Below are 23430 nucleotides of genomic sequence, written 5' to 3'. Positions count from 1 at the left end.
TTATTGGTTGCTTAATGGTTTAAGTCTAATTACCGGCGCGCCGAGTAAAGATAGAGGATTAATATAGGTATCTTTGCCGGTACGTGCACCCCAATGCAGTCCTTGCCCATGTGATATGCCTACGGGGCTGAGTTTGCCAATTACTTGTCCCGCTTGTATTACGGTGCCTTGGGAAATATCCGGATTGGTGACATCAATTGGTTGATATGTTGTTCGGATGCCGTCGTTATGATCAATGGAAAGGACAGGAGTGCCAGCTACTATCCCGACGAAAGCAATAACACCATCTTGTGCGGCATAAATGTCTTGTCCAACTGTAGCGGCAAGATCCACGCCACGGTGTCCTGCTAGCCATTTTTTCTTCGGTGGATCAAAACCATGTGTAATTTTTCCAGGGTCGGCAGTAGCGGTTATGGGACTAATGTAGTTTCGTTCTAGTGGAGTGGTCGACGTGGCTCGTGAAGGTATCGGGAACGGGAATAATCCCAGCAGCATACTCAAACTAAGGCACAAGACGAGCCATAATCTATTTTTTCTCCGTTGCGGTTGCGCGTGTGGCAGTTGTTGAGACGTTATATTCACAGTCATGGTGTGACTATGCACATCTTCTTGCAACAAGGACAAAAGTACCTAACCAGCATTGTGGAAAAGTGTCACATTGGCATCATTTTCCCCATTTTCCACAGCGGGGAAAAGTTATTCACATCTTTTTTGTATTGCAGAACGTGAAACACTATACTGCTACTTTGGCTCTGTTATATGTGCGGTATTTTGTTTCTGATCAAGGTCTTGTGCGTTCGCAAGATGATGTCTTGGCGAAAACATAATTGAAATATGTGCATGGATAAGTAGAGTTACTAATTTCGCGCGGTCATTGTGAAGCTAACTTGGACTGTGGTCTTATTTTCAGGGTTCTTGAATATAAGCGTTTGAGTGGTAATGGCAGCTAGGGTGCAGGGAGAGCCTGCATAGTATATAAACCGAAAACTATTAACAAGGAGGAAGTGAACATGGCAGTTGTAACCATGCGTGAGCTTCTCGATTCTGGTGTGCACTTTGGTCACCCAACACGCCGCTGGAATCCAAAAATGCGTCGTTTCATCTTGACTGATCGCAACGGCATTTACATTATTGATCTTCAGCAGACTCTTAACTACATCAACGAAGCATACGAGTTTGTGAAAGAAACAGTTGCACATGGTGGCACTGTTTTGTATGTAGGTACCAAAAAGCAAGCTCAGGAAGCAATTGCTACTGAGGCTGAGCGCGTTGGTATGCCATACGTGAACCACCGTTGGTTGGGTGGTATGCTCACCAACTTCCAGACCGTTTCTAAGCGTCTTCACCGCATGAAAGAATTGCAAGCGATGGACGCAGCCGAAAATGGTTACGATGGTCGTACCAAAAAAGAAATCCTCATGCTTACTCGTGAGCGCACCAAACTTGAGCGCGTTCTCGGTGGTATTGCAGAGATGGGCAAGGTTCCTTCTGTTTTGTGGGTTGTTGATACCAACAAAGAGCACATTGCAGTAAGCGAAGCTCATAAACTCAACATTCCAGTCGTTGCTGTTCTTGACACTAACTGTGATCCAGACGTGGTAGATTACGCTGTTCCAGGTAACGACGACTCAATCCGCTCTATTGAGGTTCTTACTCGTGTTATTTCTCACGCAGTTATCGAGGGGAAGAAAGCACGCGAAGAGCGTAAGCTAGCTGCAGCCAAAGAAGCTGCTGGTGATGCACAAAAGTCTGAGCCAGCTGCACAGGCAGAGACAACTGAAGAAGTTGCAGCCAAGGTTGAAGCACCAGCAGAATCTGCTGAATAAAACTTGTATGAGACAATTCTGGTAGTTGTCTCAACATTGTTTAGAGTCCTTTGGCAACACCACGGTGCTGTGCAAAGGACTTTTTTATGGCACATCGAAATACAGAGCTTTTCGACGGTAATGTTTGCGCAATGTTGCGCGTTCGATAGCGTTTAGTCGCTAAGTCAGTTACTCTGTATATCGAAATTATTAAATTACCCTAATTGAGGAGGATCGCCCCGACAATGGCGAACTACACTGCTGCAGATGTGAAAAAGCTCCGTGAAATCACTGGTTCCGGAATGCTTGATTGTAAGAAGGCTCTTGAAGAAACCAATGGTGACTTTGACAAAGCTGTTGAGGTTCTTCGTATCAAAGGCGCTAAGGACGTCGGAAAGCGTGCAGAGCGTAATGCTACTGAGGGTCTTATTGCTGTATCTGCAAACACAATGGTTGAAATCAACTCTGAAACTGACTTCGTGGCAAAGAACGCTGAGTTTAAGACTTTTGCACAAAAAGTTGCTGATGCAGCTGCTGCCGTGAAAGCTAACTCTGCACAAGAGCTTGCTCAAGCAGATGTTGATGGTAAGACTGCTGCGGAAGCTATCCAGGAGTTGTCCGCTAAGATCGGTGAAAAACTCGAGTTGCGTCGTGCAGTAACTCTTGAAGGCGACAAAGTATCTGTGTACTTGCACCACCGATCTGCTGATTTGCCACCAGCAGTGGGTGTTTTGGTTTCTTACACTGGTGAGGGCGAGGCTGCAGAGTCTGCTGCTCATGCTGCTGCTATGCAGGTTGCTGCGCTTAAAGCTGCATATCTTACCCGCGAGGATGTGCCAGCTGAGGTTATCGAAAAAGAGCGCTCTATTGCTGAGCAGATTACTCGTGAAGAAAAGAAGCCAGAGGCAGCTATTCCAAAAATTGTTGAGGGTCGTCTCAATGGTTTCTACAAGGATGTTGTATTGCTTGAACAGGCTTCAGTTGCAGACAGCAAGAAGACTGTAAAGCAGGTCATGGATGAGGCTGGTGTTACTTTGACTGCTTTCGCTCGTTTTGAGGTTGGACAGCAGTAATTGTGATAAGCAATCTCACACCCCTGCGGGTAATGCGCTGGGTAAGTGCTGAGTAAATAATGAACGAGGTTCCTGTTTGTGGGGAACCTCGTTTTTAAGTTACACAACTATCTCCAAAGCAGGTATGATTAGCCTTTAGTACAAAGCACTTTTTGTATCATGAGATTCCATTAAACACACACAACAGTGTTATTTTGCTGGGATAACTCCACAGCAAGGGTATGGCTGTTGGTTGTCTAAGAAAGGTTTGAGATCTATGACCGAGACTGCCAAACGTTCTAAGTACAAGCGGGTAATGCTTAAACTTGGAGGTGAAATGTTCGGCGGTGGGGCAGTAGGTATTGACCCAGATGTGGTACAAAACGTTGCGCGCCAAATTGCATCCGTTGCCAAAAGTGGCGTAGAAGTAGCGGTTGTTATTGGTGGCGGTAACTTCTTCCGCGGTGCACAATTGCAGCAGCGAGGTCTGGATCGTAATCGCTCAGACTATATGGGTATGTTGGGTACAGTCATGAACTGTCTTGCTTTACAGGATTTCTTGGAACAAGAAGGCATTGACTGCCGCGTACAGACTTCTATCAATATGGCGCAAGTTGCGGAGCCGTATTTGCCTTTACGCGCAAAGCGTCATCTAGAAAAAGGGCGTGTTGTTATTTTCGGCGCTGGAATGGGATTGCCATATTTCTCTACGGATACTACCGCCGCTCAGCGAGCACTCGAGATTGATTGTGAGGTGCTGTTGATGGCTAAAGCCGTCGACGGTGTGTATTCAGATGATCCACGTACTAATCCAGATGCTGTTTTGTACTCCGAGATTACTCCGCGTGAAGTAATTGAGCAGGAACTTAAAGTGGCGGATGCAACAGCATTCAGTTTATGTATGGATAATGATATGCCTATCCTGGTGTTCAATTTACTTGAAGAAGGTAATATCGCAAGAGCTGTTGCTGGTGAAAAAATCGGCACCTTAGTGCAAAGCTAAAACAGTTCTACTTCTTAGCCGTTTAACTCATAGAGGATTATTTATGATTGATGATATTTTATTAGAGTCTGAAGAACATATGACTACTAGCGTCGAGCGTACTCGTAGCGAGTTGACAAATATTCGTACTGGACGCGCTAATCCTGCAATGTTTGCTGGCATCATTGTGGATTATTACGGAGTTCCTACCCCAGTAACGCAAATGGCAACCATCTCTGTGCCAGAAGCACGTATGCTGCTTATCAAACCTTATGAGCAATCAATGCTTGGTGAAATTGAGAATGCAATTCGCTACTCAGACCTTGGTGTTAATCCAACTAGCGACGGGCACGTGTTGCGGGTAACAGTTCCTCAACTTACTGAGGAGCGTCGTAAAGACATGGTGAAGGTGGCCAAAGCTAAAGGTGAAGAAGGAAAAATTGCAATTCGCAATGTGCGTCGTAAGGGAATGGATGGGCTAAAGAAGATCCAAAAAGACGGCGACGCGGGCGAAGACGAAGTACAAGCAGCTGAAAAAGAACTTGATAAAGTTACTGCAAAGTATGTTGCTCAAGTTGATGAGCTGGTAGCTAAAAAAGAGGGCGAGTTGATGGAGGTCTAAACAGGCCTCTTGGGTTTTAACCAGCATGACCAAGAAACAAGGAGTACATATCATCAATGAGCCAAACGGTGCATGGGAACATTGAGCATTTTCCCAAACCACGCAATAGCGCTGGACGCAATCTTAAAGCTGCTATCAGCGTTGGTATTGGTCTTGGTTTATTGGTTTTTATTGCGATCTTCATTGTCCCCTTTGGTTGGTACCCTTTTGTAGCAGTCATCCTTGCCGCAGCAACCTGGGAAGTACATACTCGCTTGCGTGAGCGCAGTTATGTACTACCCAAATGGTTGTTATTAGCGGCAGGGCAGTTGATGATTTGGCTGAGTTTATTTTTTGGTGCCAAGGGGTTGGTATCGGCATATGCGCTCTCAGTGCTGTGTTTGATGTTTAGCAGGCTATTCCATCATGGCAGTTCTGCAGCACCAAAAAATTATCTACGAGACACAGCAATTGGGGTTTTCGTTCTTACTTGGATACCGTTATTTGGTAGTTTTGCGGCAATGCTTTCCTTGTTTAATACAGATAGGGCTTCGGGTTCGCACTTCATTGTGACCTTCATGCTGTGCGTTATCGCTTCCGACACTGGTGGCTATATTGCCGGGGTAATGTTTGGTGCTCACCCGATGGCACCTGCCGTGAGTCCTAAAAAATCTTGGGAAGGCTTTATCGGTTCGATCATCGCAGGAATTTTTACTGGTGCATTAAGTGTGTCTTTGCTTTTGCACTATAACTGGTGGTGGGGAATCCTTTTGGGAGGCGGTCTAGTCATCTGTGCAACATTGGGTGATCTTGTTGAGTCTCAGTTCAAGCGGGAGTTGGGTATCAAAGATATGTCCAATCTCTTGCCTGGTCATGGTGGCATTATGGATCGCCTTGATGGTATGCTGCCGTCGGCAATGGTGACCTGGCTGCTACTGAGTCTCATTACTATGCCATGATTGTCTTTTCAGAGTGCATACAAGACAAATACAAGACAAAACGAATAATACAAAAATAAAAGCTCTTATCTAACTACAAGATAAGAGCTTATTGGTTGCGTAGTTTATTTCTTTTTGATTTGGCGTCGCAATTGCAAAATACGTGTACCACCGACAAGCGCCATAATTAAAGCGCCGCCAATTGCGGCAAGTAAGAAACCAACACCAGCGGGGAAAGAAAAACTCCAAGCAATAAAGGACATTTTTACTGCTTGCTGATTTTGCATGATAAATATCAACAAGACAATGAGCAGTAGTGCACCAACAATAAGCGCTACCCAGGTTCCGCCAGCAAAAGAAGACTTCACTTTAGTCTTTTGGTGTTTTTCTGGGGCAGGAACAGGCGCTTCGTATGCAGGTTCTGCTGCAGCGCTTTCGGTGTAGTGCGGTTGTGCAGTCAAAGAATCATCGAAGTGCTGAGTGGAATCTTCAGGAAAGTTTTGGTCAGGTGAAAAATTATCACGATTAGTCATAAAATCATTCAACTTCATTTTTCGCTCAAAGGCTAATTATTCCAGCCTACGTTATGCTTCTTTTATGGCATTGTTATATTCGTTGGTTAAAACAGCCGTTTGATCCAATTATGATTTTCCATTAGGAAACTTTAATGCGAGAATGAGACATTATGGCTACATCCATCTCCTTAAACTTCGGCGCTGGTCGTCGTGCTATGCCACCACAGCATTTTGCTGATCTCGATAAAGACGCACGAGTTGCTACGCTCAAAGAACTTGGTCTTCCTAAGTTTCGGGTAGACCAATTAGCGCGTCATTACTATGGCAGGTTGCAGGCTGATCCCAGGACTATGACTGACCTGCCAGAAAAAGCGCGCCACAGCGTCGCTGAAGCACTTTTTCCTGAGCTGATGACCCCTGTACGGCAGGTGGAAGCAGATGATGGAGAAACACAGAAGACATTATGGAAACTCCATGATGGTACCCTTCTAGAATCTGTACTCATGCGTTATCCAAACCGAGCGACGTTATGTATTTCTTCCCAAGCTGGTTGCGGAATGGCTTGTCCTTTTTGTGCTACTGGTCAGGGCGGACTGGATCGTAATTTATCAACAGGAGAAATAGTAGACCAGGTGCGTACTGCGGCAGCTACTATGGCGGCAGAAGGGTCGAGACTAAGCAACGTGGTGTTCATGGGGATGGGTGAGCCACTGGCAAATTATAAAAGAGTAGTGTCAGCGGTTCGGCAGATTACTGCACCAGTGCCAGAAGGTTTTGGTATTTCGCAACGTAATGTGACTGTTTCTACTGTTGGATTAGTACCAGCAATTTACAAACTTGCTGATGAGGAGTTGTCAGTTACCTTAGCTATTTCTTTGCACACTCCTGATGATGAACTGCGTGATACTTTGGTGCCAGTCAATAACCGCTGGAAAGTTGAAGAAGTGCTAGAAGCCGCGCGCTATTATGCGCAACAATCTGGGCGACGAGTATCCATAGAATATGCGCTCATTCGTGATATTAATGATCATGGTTGGCGAGCAGATATGCTTGGGAAGAAATTGCATAAGGCGCTAGGATCCAAAGTGCACGTTAATCTTATTCCGCTTAACCCAACGCCAGGGTCTAAGTGGGACGCATCGCCTCGTGAGCGTCAAGATGAATTCGTGCGACGTGTGAGCGCTCAGGGTGTCCCATGCACAGTTCGTGATACAAAAGGTCAGGAAATATCTGCTGCGTGTGGCCAATTAGCAGCTGAAGAAAGATAAAAAGAAAAGCGAGATTCGTGTATGAATCTCGCTTTTAATTATTGAGCAGTATTTCGCTTTATGATTCCTGAGGTAGGGCGCGTAGGTGAGCAACACGAGAAGGCTCGATGTTGAGTGCACGCAGCTGGGAATCGGTTAGCTCTGCATAAGGACCAGTACAGGTAGCCTGTAGATAGTCCCAATCTTTTTCCTTGTATCCGACTGGCTTATTGTGTGCTGTAAGCGTACGCACCTGGGTAAGTTTTGGCTTAAAAAGTTGGAGAATTAAACCAAGCGCAATAACAATAGCAAAAACAAAGAGGAAGATAGTCTCTACGTGCCCTTTGTGATTACCAAAGTTATAGCCAAGAAGGAATAGAACAGAAATCCAACCTGCTATTTGGGTCGCATGCTGACCAATATCATGCCATCCCCAGGCTGCCGACGGCTCGTCGAGAGTGGAAACACCATTGTGAACCTCAGGTGCAATTTCGTGGGAACTAGCCACGTTCTTCTCCTCTTCATGTGTATATACGCACTCAAAATACATGCGTATTCACTTAGTATCTATTTTCTCCTGCTTATTTTCGCATATTTTGTTTCCATAAGCGACATTGCATTACCTAAATACTCAAATAATGGAGTGATTTTTCTAATAAGGGACAAAAATAATGGGAAAAATGAGGCAAGGAACTGAGGAAAAATCAGAAACGTGAAAACAATCAAACAAAAGTACATACACGTTAGGGGGTGAAAAATATGATATGCGAGAGAACACGTAGACGCACCAGACAACGCATGAGGCGTCCAATCACTGAGCAATGAGATTGTGTCATGGCACAGAAACGTTCATAATAAAAAAGTGAATTCACAAGCCAAACCCGCTACATCTGCTATATCTCACAGTATGCACAATCCCCAAAGCACTGAAAAATATCCATTGGTATCTACTACAACTGCAGCGTGTGCTCCAGATAAAGCGGATCATGCAGATCAACATTATCCCAAGAGAATCATCATTCTTGGCAGCACTGGGTCAATAGGTACGCAGGCGTTATCGGTTATTGCTGATAATCCTGATCGGTTTGTCGTCGTGGGGCTGGCTGCTGCAGGTAGTAACCCGCAGCTTGTTATCCGCCAAGCACAGCAACTTGGGCTTGCCTCAGAATGTGTTGCTATTGCCGATGCTCAAGCAGCACAGCAGGTATCGCAGGCACTAGGCGGGCAAGTAATCAGTGGTCAAGCCTGTGCGCAGACGTTAGTAGAAACTGTTACTGCCGACACCGTGCTCAATGCGTTAGTGGGGTCATTGGGGCTTGGCGCAACTCTGGCAACGATCAACGCAGGTGCCACTTTGGCTTTGGCGAATAAAGAGTCATTGGTAGCAGGGGGACAATTAGTCATTGATGCTGCTAGACCAGGGCAAATCGTTCCTGTAGATTCTGAGCACTCTGCAATGGCGCAAGCATTGCGTTCAGGTAGGCGCAATGAAGTAGCGAAGTTTATTCTTACTGCTTCTGGTGGTCCATTTCGAGGCTGGACGCGCAGCCAAATGCAGACGGTAACTCCTGAGCAAGCAGCTGCACATCCCACATGGTCAATGGGACAAATGAACACACTCAATTCTGCAACCTTGGTCAACAAGGGATTAGAACTCATCGAAGCGACATTACTCTTTGGCATTTCTCCAGAGCATATTGATGTTACTGTGCATCCACAGTCGATTGTTCATTCAATGATTACTTTCCGCGATGGGGCAACTATTGCGCAGGCCTCACCACCGTCTATGAAACTTCCCATTGCGTTGGCATTGGGCTGGCCAGATCGAGTACCAGACGCACAGCCCGCACTGGATTTCTCTACTGCTTCAACGTGGGAATTCATGCCGGTAGATAATGAGGCATTCCCAGCGGTAGAACTTGCGCGCCATGCAGCAACTCTAGGCGGGGGATATCCTGCTGTTTATAATGCTGCAAATGAGCAGGCGGCAGCATCTTTCCTTGCTGGTGGTATTGCTTTCCCACACATTGTTGAGGTTATTGAGTTTGCAATGAACAAGGTTGATAACTCTATTGGTGTAGCCTTGAATCTTGATGATGTGCTAGCTACCGAGTTAGCAGCTCGACGCATCGCTGATGAATATATTGCGTCTTTGCTTTCATAATGAGTTAGGTTGGTTGTGGCAACTTTATTATTTGCGTTACTTTTTGCCGTAGGCATTGCAGTTACCGTTGGTCTGCATGAATGGGGGCATTATATGACAGCGCGTATGTTTGGTATGCGCGTGCGTCAATTCTTTATTGGCTTTGGTCCCAAGCTCTTTTCTTATCGACGCGGGCAGACCGAGTATGGTATCAAAGCGATTTTGCTTGGTGGTTATTGCGATATTGCTGGCATGACGAATCAGGATCCTTTTACCCAGGAAAATCCTCAAGAGGCAATGGCATATAAACCGTGGTGGCAGCGGATTATTGTGTTGCTCGGTGGAATCATCATGAACATCATTGTTGCCTTTGTCATTTTTTATGCAGTAGCAGTGAGTTCAGGGCTGCCTAATCCTCATGCGGTAACTGCAGCTGAAGTTGGTGAAGTCAAATGTGTTTCGCCGCAGCAGCTTGATGCACAGACACTAGCACCATGCCAAGGCGAAGGACCGGCTCAAAAAGCAGGGGTACAAGCTGGGGATCGAATTATCGCGATTGATGGTAAGAAAGTCGAGGCCTTTACACAGATTAGAGAATATGTCCAAAGTCATGCTGGGCGTACAATCATTCTTGATATTGAGCGTGACGATCAGCGCTTAGATATTGCTGTTCCAGTGGAAAAAGTTACTCGACTCGATCAGCAAGGAAATTCCATCGAAGTAGGGGCTATTGGAGTAAGTAGTGCTCCGATCACAAAAGAAAAGTACAACGCTATATCTGGTTTTGCTGTTGCTATAGACTACACTCGTTCAACTTTTATTGCTTCGGCACAGGGATTAGTTTCCTTTCCTGCGAAAATACCATCAGTAGTGACATCTATTTTTGGCGGGGAACGAGAAAAAGACGGCCCAGTCAGCGTAGTGGGTATTTCACGTATTGGCGGAGAACTAGCTCAACGCTCGATGTGGGATAGTTTCTTTCTTATGCTGGCAAGCCTCAACATTTTCCTTGCCCTATTTAATCTCTTACCATTACCGCCTCTCGACGGTGGGCATATTGCAGTCGTGCTGTATGAGAAAATTCGTGATGCCCTGAGGAAAATGCGTGGTAAAAAGCCTCTTGGTCCTGCCGATTATACGAAAATAACCCCAGTTATTGTCACGATTAGTGCCGTGTTGCTTATTGTAGGAGTCATTGTGATTGCTGCTGATATTGTTAACCCGATTCGTTTGTTTGGTTAGTGCTGGCATTAGTCTTGCAGGTATCGCAGATAGCGTGCTCATTCGCTACGAGAAATTAGTGCTAGGTAAATCAGTGCTAGACTTAATGAGTCAATAACAAATCATGCTTTATTCTTATACATCCCATACAGCCCGAGGAGTAAAACAGTAGTGTCTACCCAGATTGGTTTAGGTCTACCGGAAGCACCACCACCAGTTTTGGCACCACGTCGTAAAACGCGTCAGCTTATGGTAGGAAATGTTGGCGTTGGGTCTGATTATCCCGTCTCGGTGCAGTCAATGACTACGACCAAAACTCATGATGTCAATGCTACCTTGCAGCAAATTGCCCAATTAACTGCAACAGGGTGCGATATAGTACGCGTTGCGTGTCCTAAAACAGTTGATGCTGAAGCATTACCAATTATTGCTAAAAAATCACCTATCCCAGTAATCGCTGATATTCACTTTCAGCCAAAGTATATTTTTGCAGCTATCGACGCAGGTTGTGCCGCTGTTCGCGTAAATCCAGGAAATATCAAAGAGTTTGATGGTCGAGTAAAAGAAGTTGCTAAGGCGGCAGGGGATGCTGGTATCCCTATTCGCATTGGTGTTAATGCTGGTTCTTTAGATAAGCGTTTATTGGAAAAATATGGCAAAGCAACTCCAGAGGCATTAGTGGAATCTGCGGTATGGGAAGCAAGCCTATTCGAGGAACATGGTTTTGGAGATATTTGTATCTCTGTCAAACATAATGATCCAGTGATTATGGTTGAGGCGTATCGCCAGTTAGCTGCTCAAACTGATTATCCGCTCCACCTAGGAGTGACAGAAGCAGGTCCTGCGTTCCAAGGAACGATTAAATCTTCCGTTGCTTTCGGTGCCTTATTGAGCCAAGGAATCGGAGACACTATCCGGGTTTCTTTATCGGCAGATCCAGTGGAAGAAATTAAAGTCGGTGATCAAATCCTGCAATCGCTTAATCTTAAAGAGCGTGGTCTGGAGATCGTTTCTTGCCCGTCATGTGGTAGAGCGCAGGTAGATGTTTATACTTTGGCTGAAGAAGTAACAGCTGCGCTTGATGGTATGAATATTCCGCTGCGCGTGGCAGTAATGGGATGTGTTGTCAACGGTCCAGGTGAGGCGCGTGACGCAGATCTTGGCGTGGCGTCTGGTAATGGTAAAGGGCAAATTTTTGTCAAAGGTCAAGTGATCAAGACGGTGCCGGAATCGCAAATTGTCGAAACACTTATCGAAGAAGCGATGCGTTTGGCAGAAGAACAAGGGCTGGAAATTACTGAAGGTGCTGCTGCTAAGGTTTCTATTACTCGTTAGCAATCACTTCCAAAATGCTTTATGCCTGTGCATAGTGTGCACAGGCATTGAGCGCATTAAGCGTCGGAGTGGCAACAAAAAACTGTCATTATGCAATGCTAACTTAGCTACATGAAACGCATTTTGTCGTTGGTTTTTACTGTCATCTTTTTTATAGTTTCAGTTGCCGGTTTGGCTGGCTGCACTCCCAAACAAGCCTCGGCGCAACCAATTGTGGAAAAGTTTTTATCCAGTATCTCCGGACAAAATTTTGATCAAGCTGCACAATTAACTGATGCTGATACCCACGTGTCACAGTTGCTTCGTCGAAGCTGGGATGGGTTGCAAGCCACGTCGCTGGGCACTCATCTCGATTCCTTAGATACCAAAGGCACTATTGCTGTGGCGCATTATTCAATGAAGTGGGCATTACCTAAGGAACGTACTTTAGAGTATCAGACGTCAATGACTCTTAACCGTCTCAATGGCGAGTGGATTATTCGATGGCAGCCAACAGCGTTGCATCCAGACTTAAGCGCTAATCAGCATTTGGAATTGCGGCCGATTAATGCAACGAAAGCGCGGGTGATTTCTTCAGATGGTGCAGATGTGTTGGTGCCTGGTGCTGAGTACCGTGTGATTGTGGATTTAGCCCAGGTGTCTGATAGGGATTATGTGGCAAGAAAAATTGCTACAGCAGTCAATAGCGCGCATGAACGCGATAACTCAGTGCCCACTGTTGTGCCACAGGAACTTAGTAATACGCTGAAGAATGCTTCGGGAACATACTCCGTTATGACTATTAATGAGATACAAGGAAGTCTTATCGAAGAAGAATTATCGGGAATACCGGGTATTAGCTTTAATCGGGAAGCTACGATGGTGGAAACTGATCCAGGTTTTGCGCCCGATATCGTCTCGCGCGTGAGCAGTCTCGTCGATGAGAAACTTGATGGTAAGAATGGTTGGCAAATTGCAGCTGTTACTACAGATGGGGCGGTCGTTAATACTATTGAGAAGCAAGAACCAGAAGTAGCTCCTGCTATTGAAATTAGTTTGGATCATAATGTGCAGCAGGCGGCTGAAGAAGCAGTAAATGTACGTGCGGATATGCAGACAATGATGGTAGCTATTCGTCCTTCTACCGGGCAAATTCTGGCAGTAGCGCAAACTGATAAAGCGGATAAATCTGGTGATTTAGCTCTTACGGGTCTTTTCCCACCGGGATCTACTTTTAAGATTATTACTGCTCAGGCAGGAATACAGGAACAAAATTTGAGTCCTGATTCCATAGTGCCATGCCCAGGATCAATGAACATTTATGGTCGTGTTGTTAATAATTACAATGGTTTCTCTTTGGGAAATGTGCCATTAGAAAGTGCTTTTGCTCGTTCCTGCAATACCACTTTTGCCGATATTTCTACCAAACTTGAGCGTGGACAATTGCAAGATATCGCTAGTGAGTTTGGTATTGGTGTTGATTATGTGGTTCCTGGGCTCAATACGGTAACTGGCTCTGTGCCCGCAGGCGATACAGAATTAGAAAAGACAGAGGCTGGTTACGGTCAGGGGCTTGATTTGGTTAGTCCTTTTGGGATGGCTTTAGTTTCTGCTACCGCCGCAAGTGGAAAAACACCAGTTCCTACCTTGGTTTCTGGGTATAACACTGAACAAGATAAGCATCCAATTGCGCCGAAACCAGAAGTACTTGATCAGGTTCGTCGTATGATGCGTAGCGTTGTCACTTCTGGTACGGCTGCTGGTATGAAAGCAGGAGGAGAGATTTATGGCAAGACAGGTGAGGCAGAAATTAACGAAGGATCGCATGCGTGGTTTACTGGTTATCGGGAGGATATTGCATTCGCTACATTGGTAGTGCTAGGTGGTGGTTCAGAAACAGCTGTTGCCGTGACGGATAAGTTCTTCCAACGCCTAGATGAACTCAACAGTGCTCGTCACCCAGAATGATTATCGGGATGGCTTTGTAGCGTGCTGTAATCTTGTACAGTACATAGAGGGTGCTGGTATTTTTAGAAAAAGTAATACTGCAATAATTAGGAAAATAATTAAGAAATCGAAAGAAGACTATGACGCACAAAAGAGCACCACTTCGACCTGGTACCCCTACTCCTATCCGTAGTGTTCCACAAGATATTATTCGCCCAGAATATGTATGGAAAGACACAGTACAGGAAGCTATGGGGGAGCCTTATGTCCAAACACCAGAGGTCATTGACGCTTTACGACGCACCTCGCGCATAGCCGCTGGTGCACTCAAAGAAGCTGGTAAAGCGGTAGCTCCTGGTGTAACAACTGATGAAATTGATCGGATTGCCCATGAGTATATGTGCGATCATGGTGCTTATCCATCCACGCTAGGATATCGTGGGTTCCCTAAGTCCTGTTGCGTTTCACTTAATGAAATTATTTGTCATGGTATCCCAGACAGTACCGTCATTGAAGATGGCGATATTGTCAATATCGACGTCACTGCATATAAAGAAGGTGTGCATGGAGACACTAATGCTACTTTTCTAGCAGGTGATGTTTCTGAAGAACACCGATTGTTAGTTGAGCGTACTAAAGAAGCAACGATGCGAGGTATCCGCGCAGCAAAGCCAGGCAGAGAAATCAACGTCATTGGTCGAGTGATTGAATCGTACGCCAAAAGGTTTGGGTATAACGTCGTCCGCGATTTTACTGGGCATGGTGTCGGACCTACATTCCATAATGGGCTTATCGTGTTGCACTATGACTCAGATTATTATCGTGATGTTCTTGTCCCAGGAATGACGCTGACCATTGAGCCAATGATTAATCTTGGTGGTCTTGATTATGATATTTGGGATGATTATTGGACTGTACAAACCCGTGACCACAAGTTCACCGCCCAGTTCGAGCACACCATTGTCATTACTGAAGATGGTAATGAGATTCTGACATTGTGCGATGATGAGTAAACCAATACGATGAGTGCGTTTCTGATAGCCGGATGTACCTCAGACGCAGGGAAATCTATGATCGTGGCAGGTCTGTGTCGAGCACTTTTTCGACGAGGATTTGCAGTAGCACCATTCAAGGCACAAAATATGTCTAATAATTCCGCTGTCACTGTCGACGGCGGAGAGATTGGTAGAGCACAGGCCTTACAAGCCTACGCGTGTGGGCTAGAGCCACAGGCACTATTTAATCCTGTACTGCTTAAACCAGGTAGCGATCGTCGATCGCAACTTATTGTCAATGGGAGTGCAGTAGGACAGGTTGATGCCCGAAACTATGTGGAATATCGACAGCAATTACGGCACGTAGTAGCAGACTCGCTGACTGAATTAGAAAAACACTATGATGTGGTCATCTGTGAAGGTGCTGGTTCGCCTGCAGAGATTAATCTCAGAGACACTGATATTGCTAATTTTGGTCTAGCACAGAGTGCAAATTTGCCAGTTTACCTTGTGGGCGATATTGATCGTGGTGGTGTGCTCGCTCATTTTTATGGCACACATCAGATTGTGTCCGAGAAAGACCGAAACCGTATATGCGGGTTCATTGTCAATAAGTTTCGTGGCGACAGATCAATACTCGAACCTGGACTTGTCGAGTTGGAACGCAGAACTGGAGTGCCAACACTGGCGGTACTTCCTTTTATTGAAGGACTGTGGGTAGATGCCGAGGATTCACTCCAAACACCACGCGGTGCAGTTATTGGACCTGTGACAACAGCCTTGGGTAAAGACAGTATGCGCGTTGCAGCTATTCGGTTGCCACGAATTTCTAATGCTACTGACGTAGAAGCCTTGGCCTGTGAACCAGGCGTAACTGTAGTGTGGTCTACGCATCCAGATGAGATTGCCCAGGCAGATTTGGTTATTCTCCCAGGGTCGAAGGCAACAGTCAGTGATCTTGCGTGGTTACGAGCACAAGGATTAGCGCAGGCATTAGAAAAGCGCGTGGTGGCACGTAAGCCTATTTTGGGTATTTGCGGTGGTTATCAGATGATGTGCACCAAGATCATAGATTCAGTAGAAGCAGTAACTACTGGTCACGATCACGAAGTGGTAGTCGCAGGGTTAGCTATTTTTGATGCTGATATCGAGTTTCAAGAACAAAAAACAGTGATCCGACATCCACATGGAGCATATGAGATTCATCATGGTCAAGTAGTTCGTAATAATACTCAAGCATGGTTAGGCGATGAAGGCTCGCGAGAAGGTACCAACTACGGCACACATCGACACGGCTACCTTGAAGATGATGATGCACGTCGTCAGTTCCTTAGTGAAATTGCCGCACTTGTCGGAAAAGACAACTTTATTGTTTCTCCTGATACGAGTTTTACAGCAGAGCGTGATAAACAATTAGATATGCTTGCCGACGCGCTGGAGCAGCATTGGGATCTTGATCAACTCATTGCGCGGCATGGTGTGGTCGCACAAGGCAAGCACTTGTAGTAGCGCATAGAACGCAGAAAAGCAATCCCCATGCTACAAGGGCAATAGAAGAAGTCTGGCGCGGTATTTCGTTAGCAAAAAGGTTAATAACAAGTGTGGCGATGTTGATTATCATTGCACAAAAAGCGGCACCAGCACCTAAGAAACGAATCCGCGACCAATTTTTAGCTCGACTAACCACAATGCTGATCCACCCTAAACATCCACTACTGATAATGCCTGTCAAGACAAAGGCTCCCCAACAATCAGTGGAATGCCCGCTGATGATAAACCAATATAAAAGAGGCGGTCCAATAGTGGCACCGGCATACACCAGCCCATGATGAGGCGATAATTGGCTAAGACCTCCCACCAATAACGCACAGGCGGCAACAGGCATTGCTGCAGAGAGAGCAGTGAGCGCAAAATCTGTAATTTTTGTTGACGCAATAACTCCCGATACGCTCATAATGACCCCAACACATAAACTGATACCAGCACCGAGTGCGGAAAATATATGCGGCACACGATGACGATAATGATCGGTATGGCGGATAGCAGTAATTGTTGCTGTGGCGCCCAGCACAAGACACCCTGCCACCAAGGTGGCAAATAATGAGTTCGTGCGTGTGACAGCAGTGCTGAGGACACCCAAAATAATGATTGCACCAGTAGCCAAACTCAATGCAATAGGACGCAACGGTGTGGGGGATACATGAACTGTAGATACTGCGGGGGAAACGGAACGAAAAAAAGGCATAAGAAAAGGAAGAATACCAGTAGTAGGCGAGTCTAAGTATGAGCGTACAGTCGGGAAAATCACTCTAAGTCTAGCCCAAGGAGCGCATTTTCAATAAGCTCAGGCAGAGCTGGATGTATCCAGTACTCTTGGGTTGCCACTTGCTGGAGTGGGAGTTGAAAGGCGAGAACTGTAATAAGTTGCTGAATAAGTGTGGCGGCTTGTGGCCCGATGATATGCGCGCCCAGCAGAGTACCAGTGTCTTTGTCAGCGATGAGTTTTGCAAAACCTGTGTCATCATGCAGTGCCCAACCGTAGGCAATATCGCTGTAATTTTGGATCTTGACGCTTATGTTATGACCCTTATCTCGCGCTTGTTGTTCAGTGAGACCAACTGTTGCGATCTGTGGCTGCGTAAAAACCGCAGAAGGAACATGCTTATGCGGCAGCGAATGCAAGTTCTCCGGGTGCAAAATATTATGCTTGACAGTGCGCATTTCTGCATTTGCTACGTGCTTGAGCTGATAAGGTGAGCAAATATCTCCTAGCGCCCAGATACCTTCAGCTGTTGTGCGACCATATTCATCGACTTTCACTCGGCCATCGTCGAGGAGCTCAATACCAGCTTTGTCAACGCTCATCTGGTCGCCATTGGGAATGCGTCCGGTGGCAACGAGGAGCATATCGCCGCAGACTATACTGCCGTCGTCAAGCTCAAGAGTAATTTCTTGCGCTTGCTGATGCGCACTGACAATGGTGCGCCCAAGTTTGGTGTGGAAAGTTTCTTCGCTCAGCTTAGTAAAACGTTCGGAAATATCTTTATCCATGGAACGCAAGAGAGTGGTGGAGCGATTGACAAGTGTTACCTCAACACCAAGAGCATGGAAAATATGGGCAAATTCTGCAGCGATAAAACCACCGCCAAGCACAATCAGGGAGCGTGGTAGTTGTGCGATACGCATAATATCTTCATTGGTGTAGTAGGTGATACCTGATTCCGCAATTACTGGCGGAATGAAAGGTCGCGCACCAGCTGCTAAGACGATCGTGTCAGCGCTAATGGTCATCTCTTTATTGCCTTGACCGGTGTGAATAGTTTTTTCACCGACAAAGTAAGCGTGATGGTCGTAGACATTGATGTTAGGAGTTTCTGGGCCGCGTCGGTAGGCTTCACCACCTTGAGCAATAGGGTCAATGCGTTTATCGAAAACATCAGAAACAATACGTGACCAGTCAATGTGATCAATTTTGGCGTTAATGCCAAAATCCTTGGCATGAGTGATGGTATGTGCTATTTCTGCTGCATGAACAAACATCTTGGTGGGGATACAACCGACATTCAGGCAGGTGCCACCAAAAACGCCTTTTTCTACGATAGCGATTGTTTTATCATCAAATTCTGGGCCGGGGATAGAGTTACCAGATCCAGTACCAATAATGATGAGATCATAATGCTTGTCTGACATGGACATCTCCATTTTCTTTTATGTCTCTAAGAGAACGTATGCGTATAACACAGTAGGGCAGGCTCACAGCCTTGAGGATTTTAAGCAAAATCGGAATTATCCCAGGTCGCGTAACCATTGCAGTGAGATACGTAGTGCCTCAGTGCGAGCGTATTCTTTGGATAAAAATACATCATGAACTGCTCCCGCAATAGGTGCAACACGAGTATGAGTGCTTAGTACCTTAGCCCATTTTTGTATTTGAGCAACGTTGAGAATTACGTCGCTGCGAGTACACTGTGCGTCGAAAGCCCGAGGAAAATATGACTGTGTGGAGCATAAAGTAAGCACCGGAACTCCACAATCAACTTTTCGACGATGTATGCGTTGTTGTCCTAACATAATGCTGCGTAACCAGTCTAGATATTTTTTGTGCCCGCCCATAGGTTTGTAGGTGAGATCATAATTCCACTCGCCCTGTGCAGAGATATGCAGGCTTTGACCATAGGAATGATTGCTACTCGACGGCAATGCAATGTCAGGGAAGTATTTACCACTGACACTCAGCAATGGCTTGAGCGGAGCGGAGGCTATGGCTGGGATGATCATATCAAGCCAAGGGCTGTTCAAGATTGCACCTCGAATGTGCTTATGCATGAGCGGATGTGAACGGCGTAGATAATCAAGCCACAGAACGACGATAAGCCCACCAGTAGAATGAGCAATGGGAATAAGGAAATCATGCTTGCTCAGAATGATATGTGCCGCTAGGGTAAGTTCCTCAAAGTATTGTTCAATGTCATTAGTGTGATGCCATTTCTGCCCAGGGCGGTATGAGCGCCCGCATTTTCTCAGATCAAGTGCATAAAACGCGTAACCATGTGTAGCAAAAAACTGAGCAATATGTTCATGGAAGAAATAATCTGTGAGCCCATGTACCCATAGCATTGCAGTGGTGGTTGCGGGCTTTTGTGATGAGGGGGCAGTTTTTGTTGGAGCATAATGTATCAGAGTGGCACAAGCCTTGTCTGGATTTTGGGGTGAAGTGCCTGTGGTAGGTACATTACTGTCTAGGTTAAAAACTAATTGGGCAAAATCCTCACCGAGGATATCGTGCTCCCATTGCTGGGGCAGCTGAGCTATTGTTGCGGAATTGAATACGAACTCTGTTTTCTTTCTGCGCACGATTGCCCCCTGATACGTGAAGATGCTACCGATAAAACCTGTTGCCAATGATACGTTGTGATTAATTGTGATATTTTTTTCACACACTTATCGGGGGAGTTTTAACATCAAACCTGATAAGCGCGTAGAGTATATTCCTAGCGAGTTTCAGACTTCGTGCCCATTTATGAGTATGAGGGTTTGCTGGGAAACCAGTGTCGTTATGAAATAGCTGATAAGTCGATTTAGATTTAGTCGTCATTATCCGAGAATCAGTTAGAAAAGTTGAAGAGATAAGCGTAATAACGCGAGGAAAATTGTAATGTCAAATTCCACAACCGCAGCAAAAGTTACTGATGAGGTAGACGTCGCTCTCATCGGCGCAGGAATAATGAGTGCCACGCTAGGTGCTATGCTTCGCACCTTGGAGCCAACATGGTCACAGATGGTGTTTGAGCGTCTCGACGCTCCAGCACAGGAATCTTCTTCACCATGGAATAATGCTGGTACTGGGCACTCTGCATTATGCGAGTTGAACTATACGCCAGAAGTTAATGGAAAAATTAACATCTCCAAGGCGATTGGCGTTAATGAAAAGTTCCAAACATCACGTCAATTTTGGTCTTACCAGGTAGATCAAGGTGTTCTTGGGGATCCTGATGAATGGATTAACCAAGTACCTCATGTTTCTTTTGGTCACGGAGCTGAACAAGTTGCTTACTTGAAGAAGCGTTTTGAGGCGTTAGACGGTCATCCACTATTCCCTGATATGCAGTTTAGTGATGATCGTGCGCAGTTCGATGATATGTTGCCACTTATGGGGCGTGGACGTCCTGCATCGGATAAGGTTGCTATCTCTTGGACAGACGCAGGAACAGATATTAACTTCGGTGCTCTGACTAAGCAGTTTTTACAGGCTGCCAAAAAAGAAGGAACCACATTCCGTTATGGGCATGAAGTCCGTAACATTAGCCGTGACGGTAGCAAGTGGAAAATTACTGCAAAGAACCGTCACACCGGTGACATTAGCGTCACTCGTGCAAATTTCGTTTTTGTTGGTGCTGGTGGTATGGCACTTCCTTTGCTGCAAAAAGCAGGTATCCCAGAGATCCGTGGTTTTGGTGGTTTCCCGGTATCAGGTCAATGGTTGCGTTGTACTAATCCAGAAATTATTAGCCAGCACTCTGCCAAGGTATATGGAAAAGCATCGGTTGGCGCTCCACCAATGTCAGTACCACATCTTGATACCCGTGTTATTGATGGTGAAAAGGGCTTGCTCTTTGGACCATATGCGGGTTGGACACCAAAGTTCTTGAAGAAAGGGTCATGGGCGGATTTGCCTAAATCCTTACGGGTGACCAATGTGGCTTCTATGCTTGCTGTTGGTGTGCAAGAACTTGGTTTGACGAAATATCTCATCACCGAGTTGTTAAAAGATCAGCAGGCTCGTATGGAAACATTGCGTGAGTATGTTCCAGAGGCACGCGATGAAGATTGGGAGATTGTTACCGCTGGTCAGCGTGTGCAGGTTATTAAACCTGTCGTTGGTCCACGTTTTGGTTCTCTTGAGTTTGGTACCGCTTTGATTAACTCTAATGATGGTTCCATTGCTGGTCTCTTAGGCGCATCACCAGGTGCTTCTATTGCCCCTGCAGCAATGCTAGAGGTGCTAGAGCATTGCTTTGGTGATCGCATGGTGGTATGGGCAGATAAAATTAAAGAAATGGTGCCGTCGTATGGCGTGAAACTTTCTGCAAATAAGACTCTCTTTAATGAGATGTGGAGTTACACTCAAAAAACACTCAAATTAGAGGGATAGTAATTCTTATCTTCATGCACACAACCGAGATCCTTAGAAGAGATCTCGGTTGTTTTCACATACTAACAATGACATATTGAGCTATGAACAAAGAGATACAGTCGCCATCATTTTTTCCATTTTCTGCAATTGTGGGTCAAGAAGATCTACGTCTTGCACTCATTCTGTCAGCAATTGCGCCTCGTATTGGTGGTGTCATTGCCCGAGGCGAAAAGGGCACTGCAAAAACTACTACCGTGCGTGCTTTTTCGCGTCTATTAGGTAGTGCTCCATTAGTCAATCTTCCCCTTGGCGTTACTGAAGATCGCGTCGTCGGTTCGCTTGATATTGAAACTGTGCTTACTACTGGAAAAGCACAGTTTCAACCAGGTCTGCTCAGTGCTGCCGATGGTGGTGTGCTCTATGTGGATGAGGTCAATCTACTTGCAGACCATATTGTCGATGTGCTTCTCGACGCAGCTGCAACTGGAATGGTGACTATTGAACGCGATTCTATTTCCCATACTGAATCAGCGCGTTTCGTTCTTGTCGGCACGATGAATCCTGAGGAAGGAGAACTGCGTCCACAACTTTTGGATCGCTTTGGTCTTTCTGTTGATATTGCAGGACCAGCTGATGTGCGCGAACGAGCTGAAATTATGCGTCGTCGATTAGCTTATGAGAATGATCCACAGGGTTTTGTACGTCAGTGGCAAGAAAAAGATGAAGAAATCGCAGTACGTATCGCACAAGCTAAAGATGTGGTTGATGAGATTTCTTTGAGCGATGCACAATTAGAGCGGATTGCGTATATTTGTGCTGAGTTTGGAGTCGAAGGCCTGCGCGGTGATCTTGTTATTGCTCGTACTGCGATGGCACATGCGGCATGGCAACAGCGAGGTAGTGTGAATGAAGAAGATATTAACGTAGCAGCACGTTTAGCATTACCGCACCGCCGTCGGCAGAATCCTTTTGACGAACCAGGGGTGAGTGAGCAGGAGCTTGAAAACATCATGGAACGCTCCAAAGAACAACACAATCACCAAGATCATTCTCAGCCTGAGCCTACCGACGCTGCGGATCATAAACACCTGGGAAACAACAGTATGCGCCCTCAACATAATCCTGATGATGCGCACGTCTCCCAAGATGGAAAGGTAGGCAGCGCTGATTCTGGCGCGCCCTTTCGCTATCCGAACACTCAAACGTAAGCCAAAAACTCGTGTGCGCTATGAAGCACCTCCAGGTAGGAGGGCTTATCAGCAACTTAGTATTGGTGCTGATATTCGAGCTAGTTCAGAGCATGGTCATGGACTCAATCTTGTTGCTTCGCTGCATGCTGCAGTAGCGCGAGGGGCACGATTATCCTCAGAAAAATCTGTTATCCCTTTTCTGGCAGCTGATGTGCGTAGGAATATCCGTCGCGGTAAGGAAGCTAATCTGATTGTGTTTCTCGTTGATGCCTCTGGTTCTATGGCTGCGCGTGATCGACTCAGTGCTGTGGTAGGTGCTGTGTCGTCTTTACTATCGGATGCTTATCGACGCCGGGACAAAGTTGCCGTAATCAGTGTGCGGGGGAAAGCACCAGAATTACTTTTAGCCCCAACAAGCTCAATTGATATTGCGCAGAAGCGATTGCAAGATATCAGAACAGGCGGAAGAACTCCTTTGGAAGCAGGACTTGCCCTTGCACATCGAATTATTAGCACGCACCATCTTAAGGAACCAGGGCGCAGAGCTATATTAGTAGTGCTTTCCGACGGGCGCGCCACCGGAAAAGATGCTGTGAAGAAATCACATAGTGTAGCTGCAAAAATTGCCCAAGGAACATTAACGGGAAGTATTGTTATTGATTGTGAAGCACAAGGGCGTATCAGGCTTGGTCTTGCACAGGAGTTAGCTCGGCATTTAGCTGGTGAGTGCATTCGTATGGAGCAACTGAGCGCACAAGCTATTACGAGAGCCATTGACGTTTTCTGATGTGTGAGTATCAATAGAAAAGCATTGTAAGCAGCAAAGACAGTAAAGAAAGAAGTACA

General features: G+C 45.9%; 21 protein-coding genes. 15 read left to right on the top strand and 6 right to left on the bottom strand.

All coding sequences use genetic code 11. From position 1 onward, the window contains the following. Positions 1 to 588: a M23 family metallopeptidase gene (locus FQV43_RS06390; RefSeq protein WP_246846873.1), complete on the bottom strand. Its 588-nt coding sequence runs from the start codon at positions 586 to 588 to the stop codon at positions 1 to 3. A 422-nt stretch (positions 589 to 1010) separates the two neighbouring features. Here FQV43_RS06390 and rpsB point away from each other — a divergent pair, with 422 nt between their 5' ends. The 5 genes from rpsB (at position 1011) to FQV43_RS06365 (ending at position 5399) form a co-directional block, all read left to right on the top strand. Further along, positions 1011 to 1826, top strand: a complete 816-nt coding sequence (rpsB, locus tag FQV43_RS06385; RefSeq protein ID WP_144273106.1) for a 30S ribosomal protein S2 — start codon at positions 1011 to 1013, stop codon at positions 1824 to 1826. Positions 1827 to 2050: 224 nt separating this feature from the next. Beyond that, positions 2051 to 2878 (top strand): translation elongation factor Ts, encoded by an 828-nt coding sequence (tsf, locus tag FQV43_RS06380; RefSeq protein ID WP_144273105.1) that lies wholly within the window; start codon positions 2051 to 2053, stop codon positions 2876 to 2878. A 256-nt stretch (positions 2879 to 3134) separates the two neighbouring features. Further along, entirely contained in the window at positions 3135 to 3860 is a 726-nt protein-coding gene (gene pyrH / locus FQV43_RS06375) for a UMP kinase (protein ID WP_144273104.1), read from the top strand. Positions 3861 to 3903: 43 nt separating this feature from the next. Continuing rightward, positions 3904 to 4461, top strand: coding sequence for a ribosome recycling factor (gene frr, locus FQV43_RS06370; RefSeq protein WP_144273103.1), 558 nt, complete (start codon positions 3904 to 3906; stop codon positions 4459 to 4461). Positions 4462 to 4517: 56 nt separating this feature from the next. Continuing rightward, positions 4518 to 5399: a phosphatidate cytidylyltransferase gene (locus FQV43_RS06365; protein ID WP_144273102.1), complete on the top strand. Its 882-nt coding sequence runs from the start codon at positions 4518 to 4520 to the stop codon at positions 5397 to 5399. A gap of 104 nt (positions 5400 to 5503) precedes the next feature. On the opposite strand, the gene FQV43_RS06360 is transcribed toward FQV43_RS06365, so the two are convergent. Beyond that, positions 5504 to 5911 (bottom strand): lipopolysaccharide assembly LapA domain-containing protein, encoded by a 408-nt coding sequence (locus tag FQV43_RS06360; RefSeq protein ID WP_146339542.1) that lies wholly within the window; start codon positions 5909 to 5911, stop codon positions 5504 to 5506. A gap of 152 nt (positions 5912 to 6063) precedes the next feature. Between FQV43_RS06360 and rlmN the strand changes: the two genes are divergently transcribed. After that, on the top strand, positions 6064 to 7161 hold the full coding sequence (gene rlmN, locus FQV43_RS06355) for a 23S rRNA (adenine(2503)-C(2))-methyltransferase RlmN (RefSeq protein ID WP_144273100.1): 1098 nt from the start codon (positions 6064 to 6066) through the stop codon (positions 7159 to 7161). A gap of 58 nt (positions 7162 to 7219) precedes the next feature. Here the strand turns inward: rlmN and FQV43_RS06350 are convergent, their stop codons facing one another. Beyond that, entirely contained in the window at positions 7220 to 7690 is a 471-nt protein-coding gene (locus tag FQV43_RS06350) for a DUF2631 domain-containing protein (RefSeq protein ID WP_168195059.1), read from the bottom strand. Positions 7691 to 8047: 357 nt separating this feature from the next. Between FQV43_RS06350 and dxr the strand changes: the two genes are divergently transcribed. The 6 genes from dxr (at position 8048) to FQV43_RS06320 (ending at position 16266) form a co-directional block, all read left to right on the top strand. Continuing rightward, positions 8048 to 9304 carry a 1-deoxy-D-xylulose-5-phosphate reductoisomerase gene (gene dxr / locus FQV43_RS06345; protein WP_146339538.1) on the top strand — a complete coding sequence of 419 codons (1257 nt, stop codon included), beginning with the start codon at positions 8048 to 8050 and terminating at the stop codon, positions 9302 to 9304. Positions 9305 to 9319: 15 nt separating this feature from the next. Further along, positions 9320 to 10525 carry an RIP metalloprotease gene (locus FQV43_RS06340; RefSeq protein ID WP_146339536.1) on the top strand — a complete coding sequence of 402 codons (1206 nt, stop codon included), beginning with the start codon at positions 9320 to 9322 and terminating at the stop codon, positions 10523 to 10525. A 150-nt stretch (positions 10526 to 10675) separates the two neighbouring features. Then, entirely contained in the window at positions 10676 to 11839 is a 1164-nt protein-coding gene (ispG, locus tag FQV43_RS06335) for a flavodoxin-dependent (E)-4-hydroxy-3-methylbut-2-enyl-diphosphate synthase (protein WP_144273096.1), read from the top strand. Between the two features lie 111 nt (positions 11840 to 11950). Then, positions 11951 to 13786, top strand: coding sequence for a penicillin-binding transpeptidase domain-containing protein (locus FQV43_RS06330; RefSeq protein WP_146339534.1), 1836 nt, complete (start codon positions 11951 to 11953; stop codon positions 13784 to 13786). 119 nt (positions 13787 to 13905) lie between these two features. Further along, complete coding sequence (map, locus tag FQV43_RS06325; RefSeq protein WP_146339532.1) at positions 13906 to 14778, top strand: type I methionyl aminopeptidase; 873 nt, start codon at positions 13906 to 13908, stop codon at positions 14776 to 14778. Positions 14779 to 14787: 9 nt separating this feature from the next. After that, complete coding sequence (locus tag FQV43_RS06320) at positions 14788 to 16266, top strand: cobyric acid synthase (RefSeq protein ID WP_146339530.1); 1479 nt, start codon at positions 14788 to 14790, stop codon at positions 16264 to 16266. Here the strand turns inward: FQV43_RS06320 and FQV43_RS06315 are convergent. From FQV43_RS06315 to FQV43_RS06305, 3 genes are all read right to left on the bottom strand, one after another. After that, positions 16223 to 17005, bottom strand: coding sequence for a hypothetical protein (locus tag FQV43_RS06315; protein ID WP_146339528.1), 783 nt, complete (start codon positions 17003 to 17005; stop codon positions 16223 to 16225). The two genes, FQV43_RS06320 and FQV43_RS06315, sit on opposite strands and share 44 nt — an antisense overlap. A gap of 59 nt (positions 17006 to 17064) precedes the next feature. After that, a complete protein-coding gene (mtr, locus tag FQV43_RS06310; RefSeq protein ID WP_146339526.1) occupies positions 17065 to 18456 on the bottom strand; it encodes a mycothione reductase in 1392 nt (463 codons plus the stop codon). 90 nt (positions 18457 to 18546) lie between these two features. Then, positions 18547 to 19614, bottom strand: a complete 1068-nt coding sequence (locus tag FQV43_RS06305) for an alpha/beta hydrolase (protein ID WP_168195058.1) — start codon at positions 19612 to 19614, stop codon at positions 18547 to 18549. A 301-nt stretch (positions 19615 to 19915) separates the two neighbouring features. On the opposite strand from FQV43_RS06305, the gene mqo reads away from it, so the two are divergent. The 3 genes from mqo (at position 19916) to FQV43_RS06290 (ending at position 23371) form a co-directional block, all read left to right on the top strand. Continuing rightward, positions 19916 to 21412, top strand: coding sequence for a malate dehydrogenase (quinone) (mqo, locus tag FQV43_RS06300; protein ID WP_144273089.1), 1497 nt, complete (start codon positions 19916 to 19918; stop codon positions 21410 to 21412). A gap of 83 nt (positions 21413 to 21495) precedes the next feature. Then, a complete protein-coding gene (locus FQV43_RS06295) occupies positions 21496 to 22602 on the top strand; it encodes an ATP-binding protein (protein ID WP_146339522.1) in 1107 nt (368 codons plus the stop codon). 13 nt (positions 22603 to 22615) lie between these two features. Then, a complete protein-coding gene (locus tag FQV43_RS06290; RefSeq protein ID WP_144273087.1) occupies positions 22616 to 23371 on the top strand; it encodes a VWA domain-containing protein in 756 nt (251 codons plus the stop codon). Positions 23372 to 23430 lie beyond the last annotated feature (59 nt).

The organism is Corynebacterium sp. sy039 (assembly GCF_007904105.1).
In the GTDB taxonomy this organism is placed as follows: Bacteria; Actinomycetota; Actinomycetes; order Mycobacteriales; family Mycobacteriaceae; genus Corynebacterium.
This window is presented reverse-complemented; position numbering and strand designations above follow the sequence as displayed.

Coding starts and splice junctions, on each gene's coding strand:
- FQV43_RS06390 (WP_246846873.1), bottom strand. CDS start 588: ATGACTGTGAATATAACGTCTCAACAACTGCCACACGCGCAACCGCAA.
- rpsB (WP_144273106.1), top strand. CDS start 1,011: ATGGCAGTTGTAACCATGCGTGAGCTTCTCGATTCTGGTGTGCACTTT.
- tsf (WP_144273105.1), top strand. CDS start 2,051: ATGGCGAACTACACTGCTGCAGATGTGAAAAAGCTCCGTGAAATCACT.
- pyrH (WP_144273104.1), top strand. CDS start 3,135: ATGACCGAGACTGCCAAACGTTCTAAGTACAAGCGGGTAATGCTTAAA.
- frr (WP_144273103.1), top strand. CDS start 3,904: ATGATTGATGATATTTTATTAGAGTCTGAAGAACATATGACTACTAGC.
- FQV43_RS06365 (WP_144273102.1), top strand. CDS start 4,518: ATGAGCCAAACGGTGCATGGGAACATTGAGCATTTTCCCAAACCACGC.
- FQV43_RS06360 (WP_146339542.1), bottom strand. CDS start 5,911: ATGACTAATCGTGATAATTTTTCACCTGACCAAAACTTTCCTGAAGAT.
- rlmN (WP_144273100.1), top strand. CDS start 6,064: ATGGCTACATCCATCTCCTTAAACTTCGGCGCTGGTCGTCGTGCTATG.
- FQV43_RS06350 (WP_168195059.1), bottom strand. CDS start 7,690: ATGTATTTTGAGTGCGTATATACACATGAAGAGGAGAAGAACGTGGCT.
- dxr (WP_146339538.1), top strand. CDS start 8,048: ATGCACAATCCCCAAAGCACTGAAAAATATCCATTGGTATCTACTACA.
- FQV43_RS06330 (WP_146339534.1), top strand. CDS start 11,951: ATGAAACGCATTTTGTCGTTGGTTTTTACTGTCATCTTTTTTATAGTT.
- map (WP_146339532.1), top strand. CDS start 13,906: ATGACGCACAAAAGAGCACCACTTCGACCTGGTACCCCTACTCCTATC.
- FQV43_RS06320 (WP_146339530.1), top strand. CDS start 14,788: ATGAGTGCGTTTCTGATAGCCGGATGTACCTCAGACGCAGGGAAATCT.
- FQV43_RS06315 (WP_146339528.1), bottom strand. CDS start 17,005: ATGCCTTTTTTTCGTTCCGTTTCCCCCGCAGTATCTACAGTTCATGTA.
- mtr (WP_146339526.1), bottom strand. CDS start 18,456: ATGTCCATGTCAGACAAGCATTATGATCTCATCATTATTGGTACTGGA.
- mqo (WP_144273089.1), top strand. CDS start 19,916: ATGTCAAATTCCACAACCGCAGCAAAAGTTACTGATGAGGTAGACGTC.
- FQV43_RS06295 (WP_146339522.1), top strand. CDS start 21,496: ATGAACAAAGAGATACAGTCGCCATCATTTTTTCCATTTTCTGCAATT.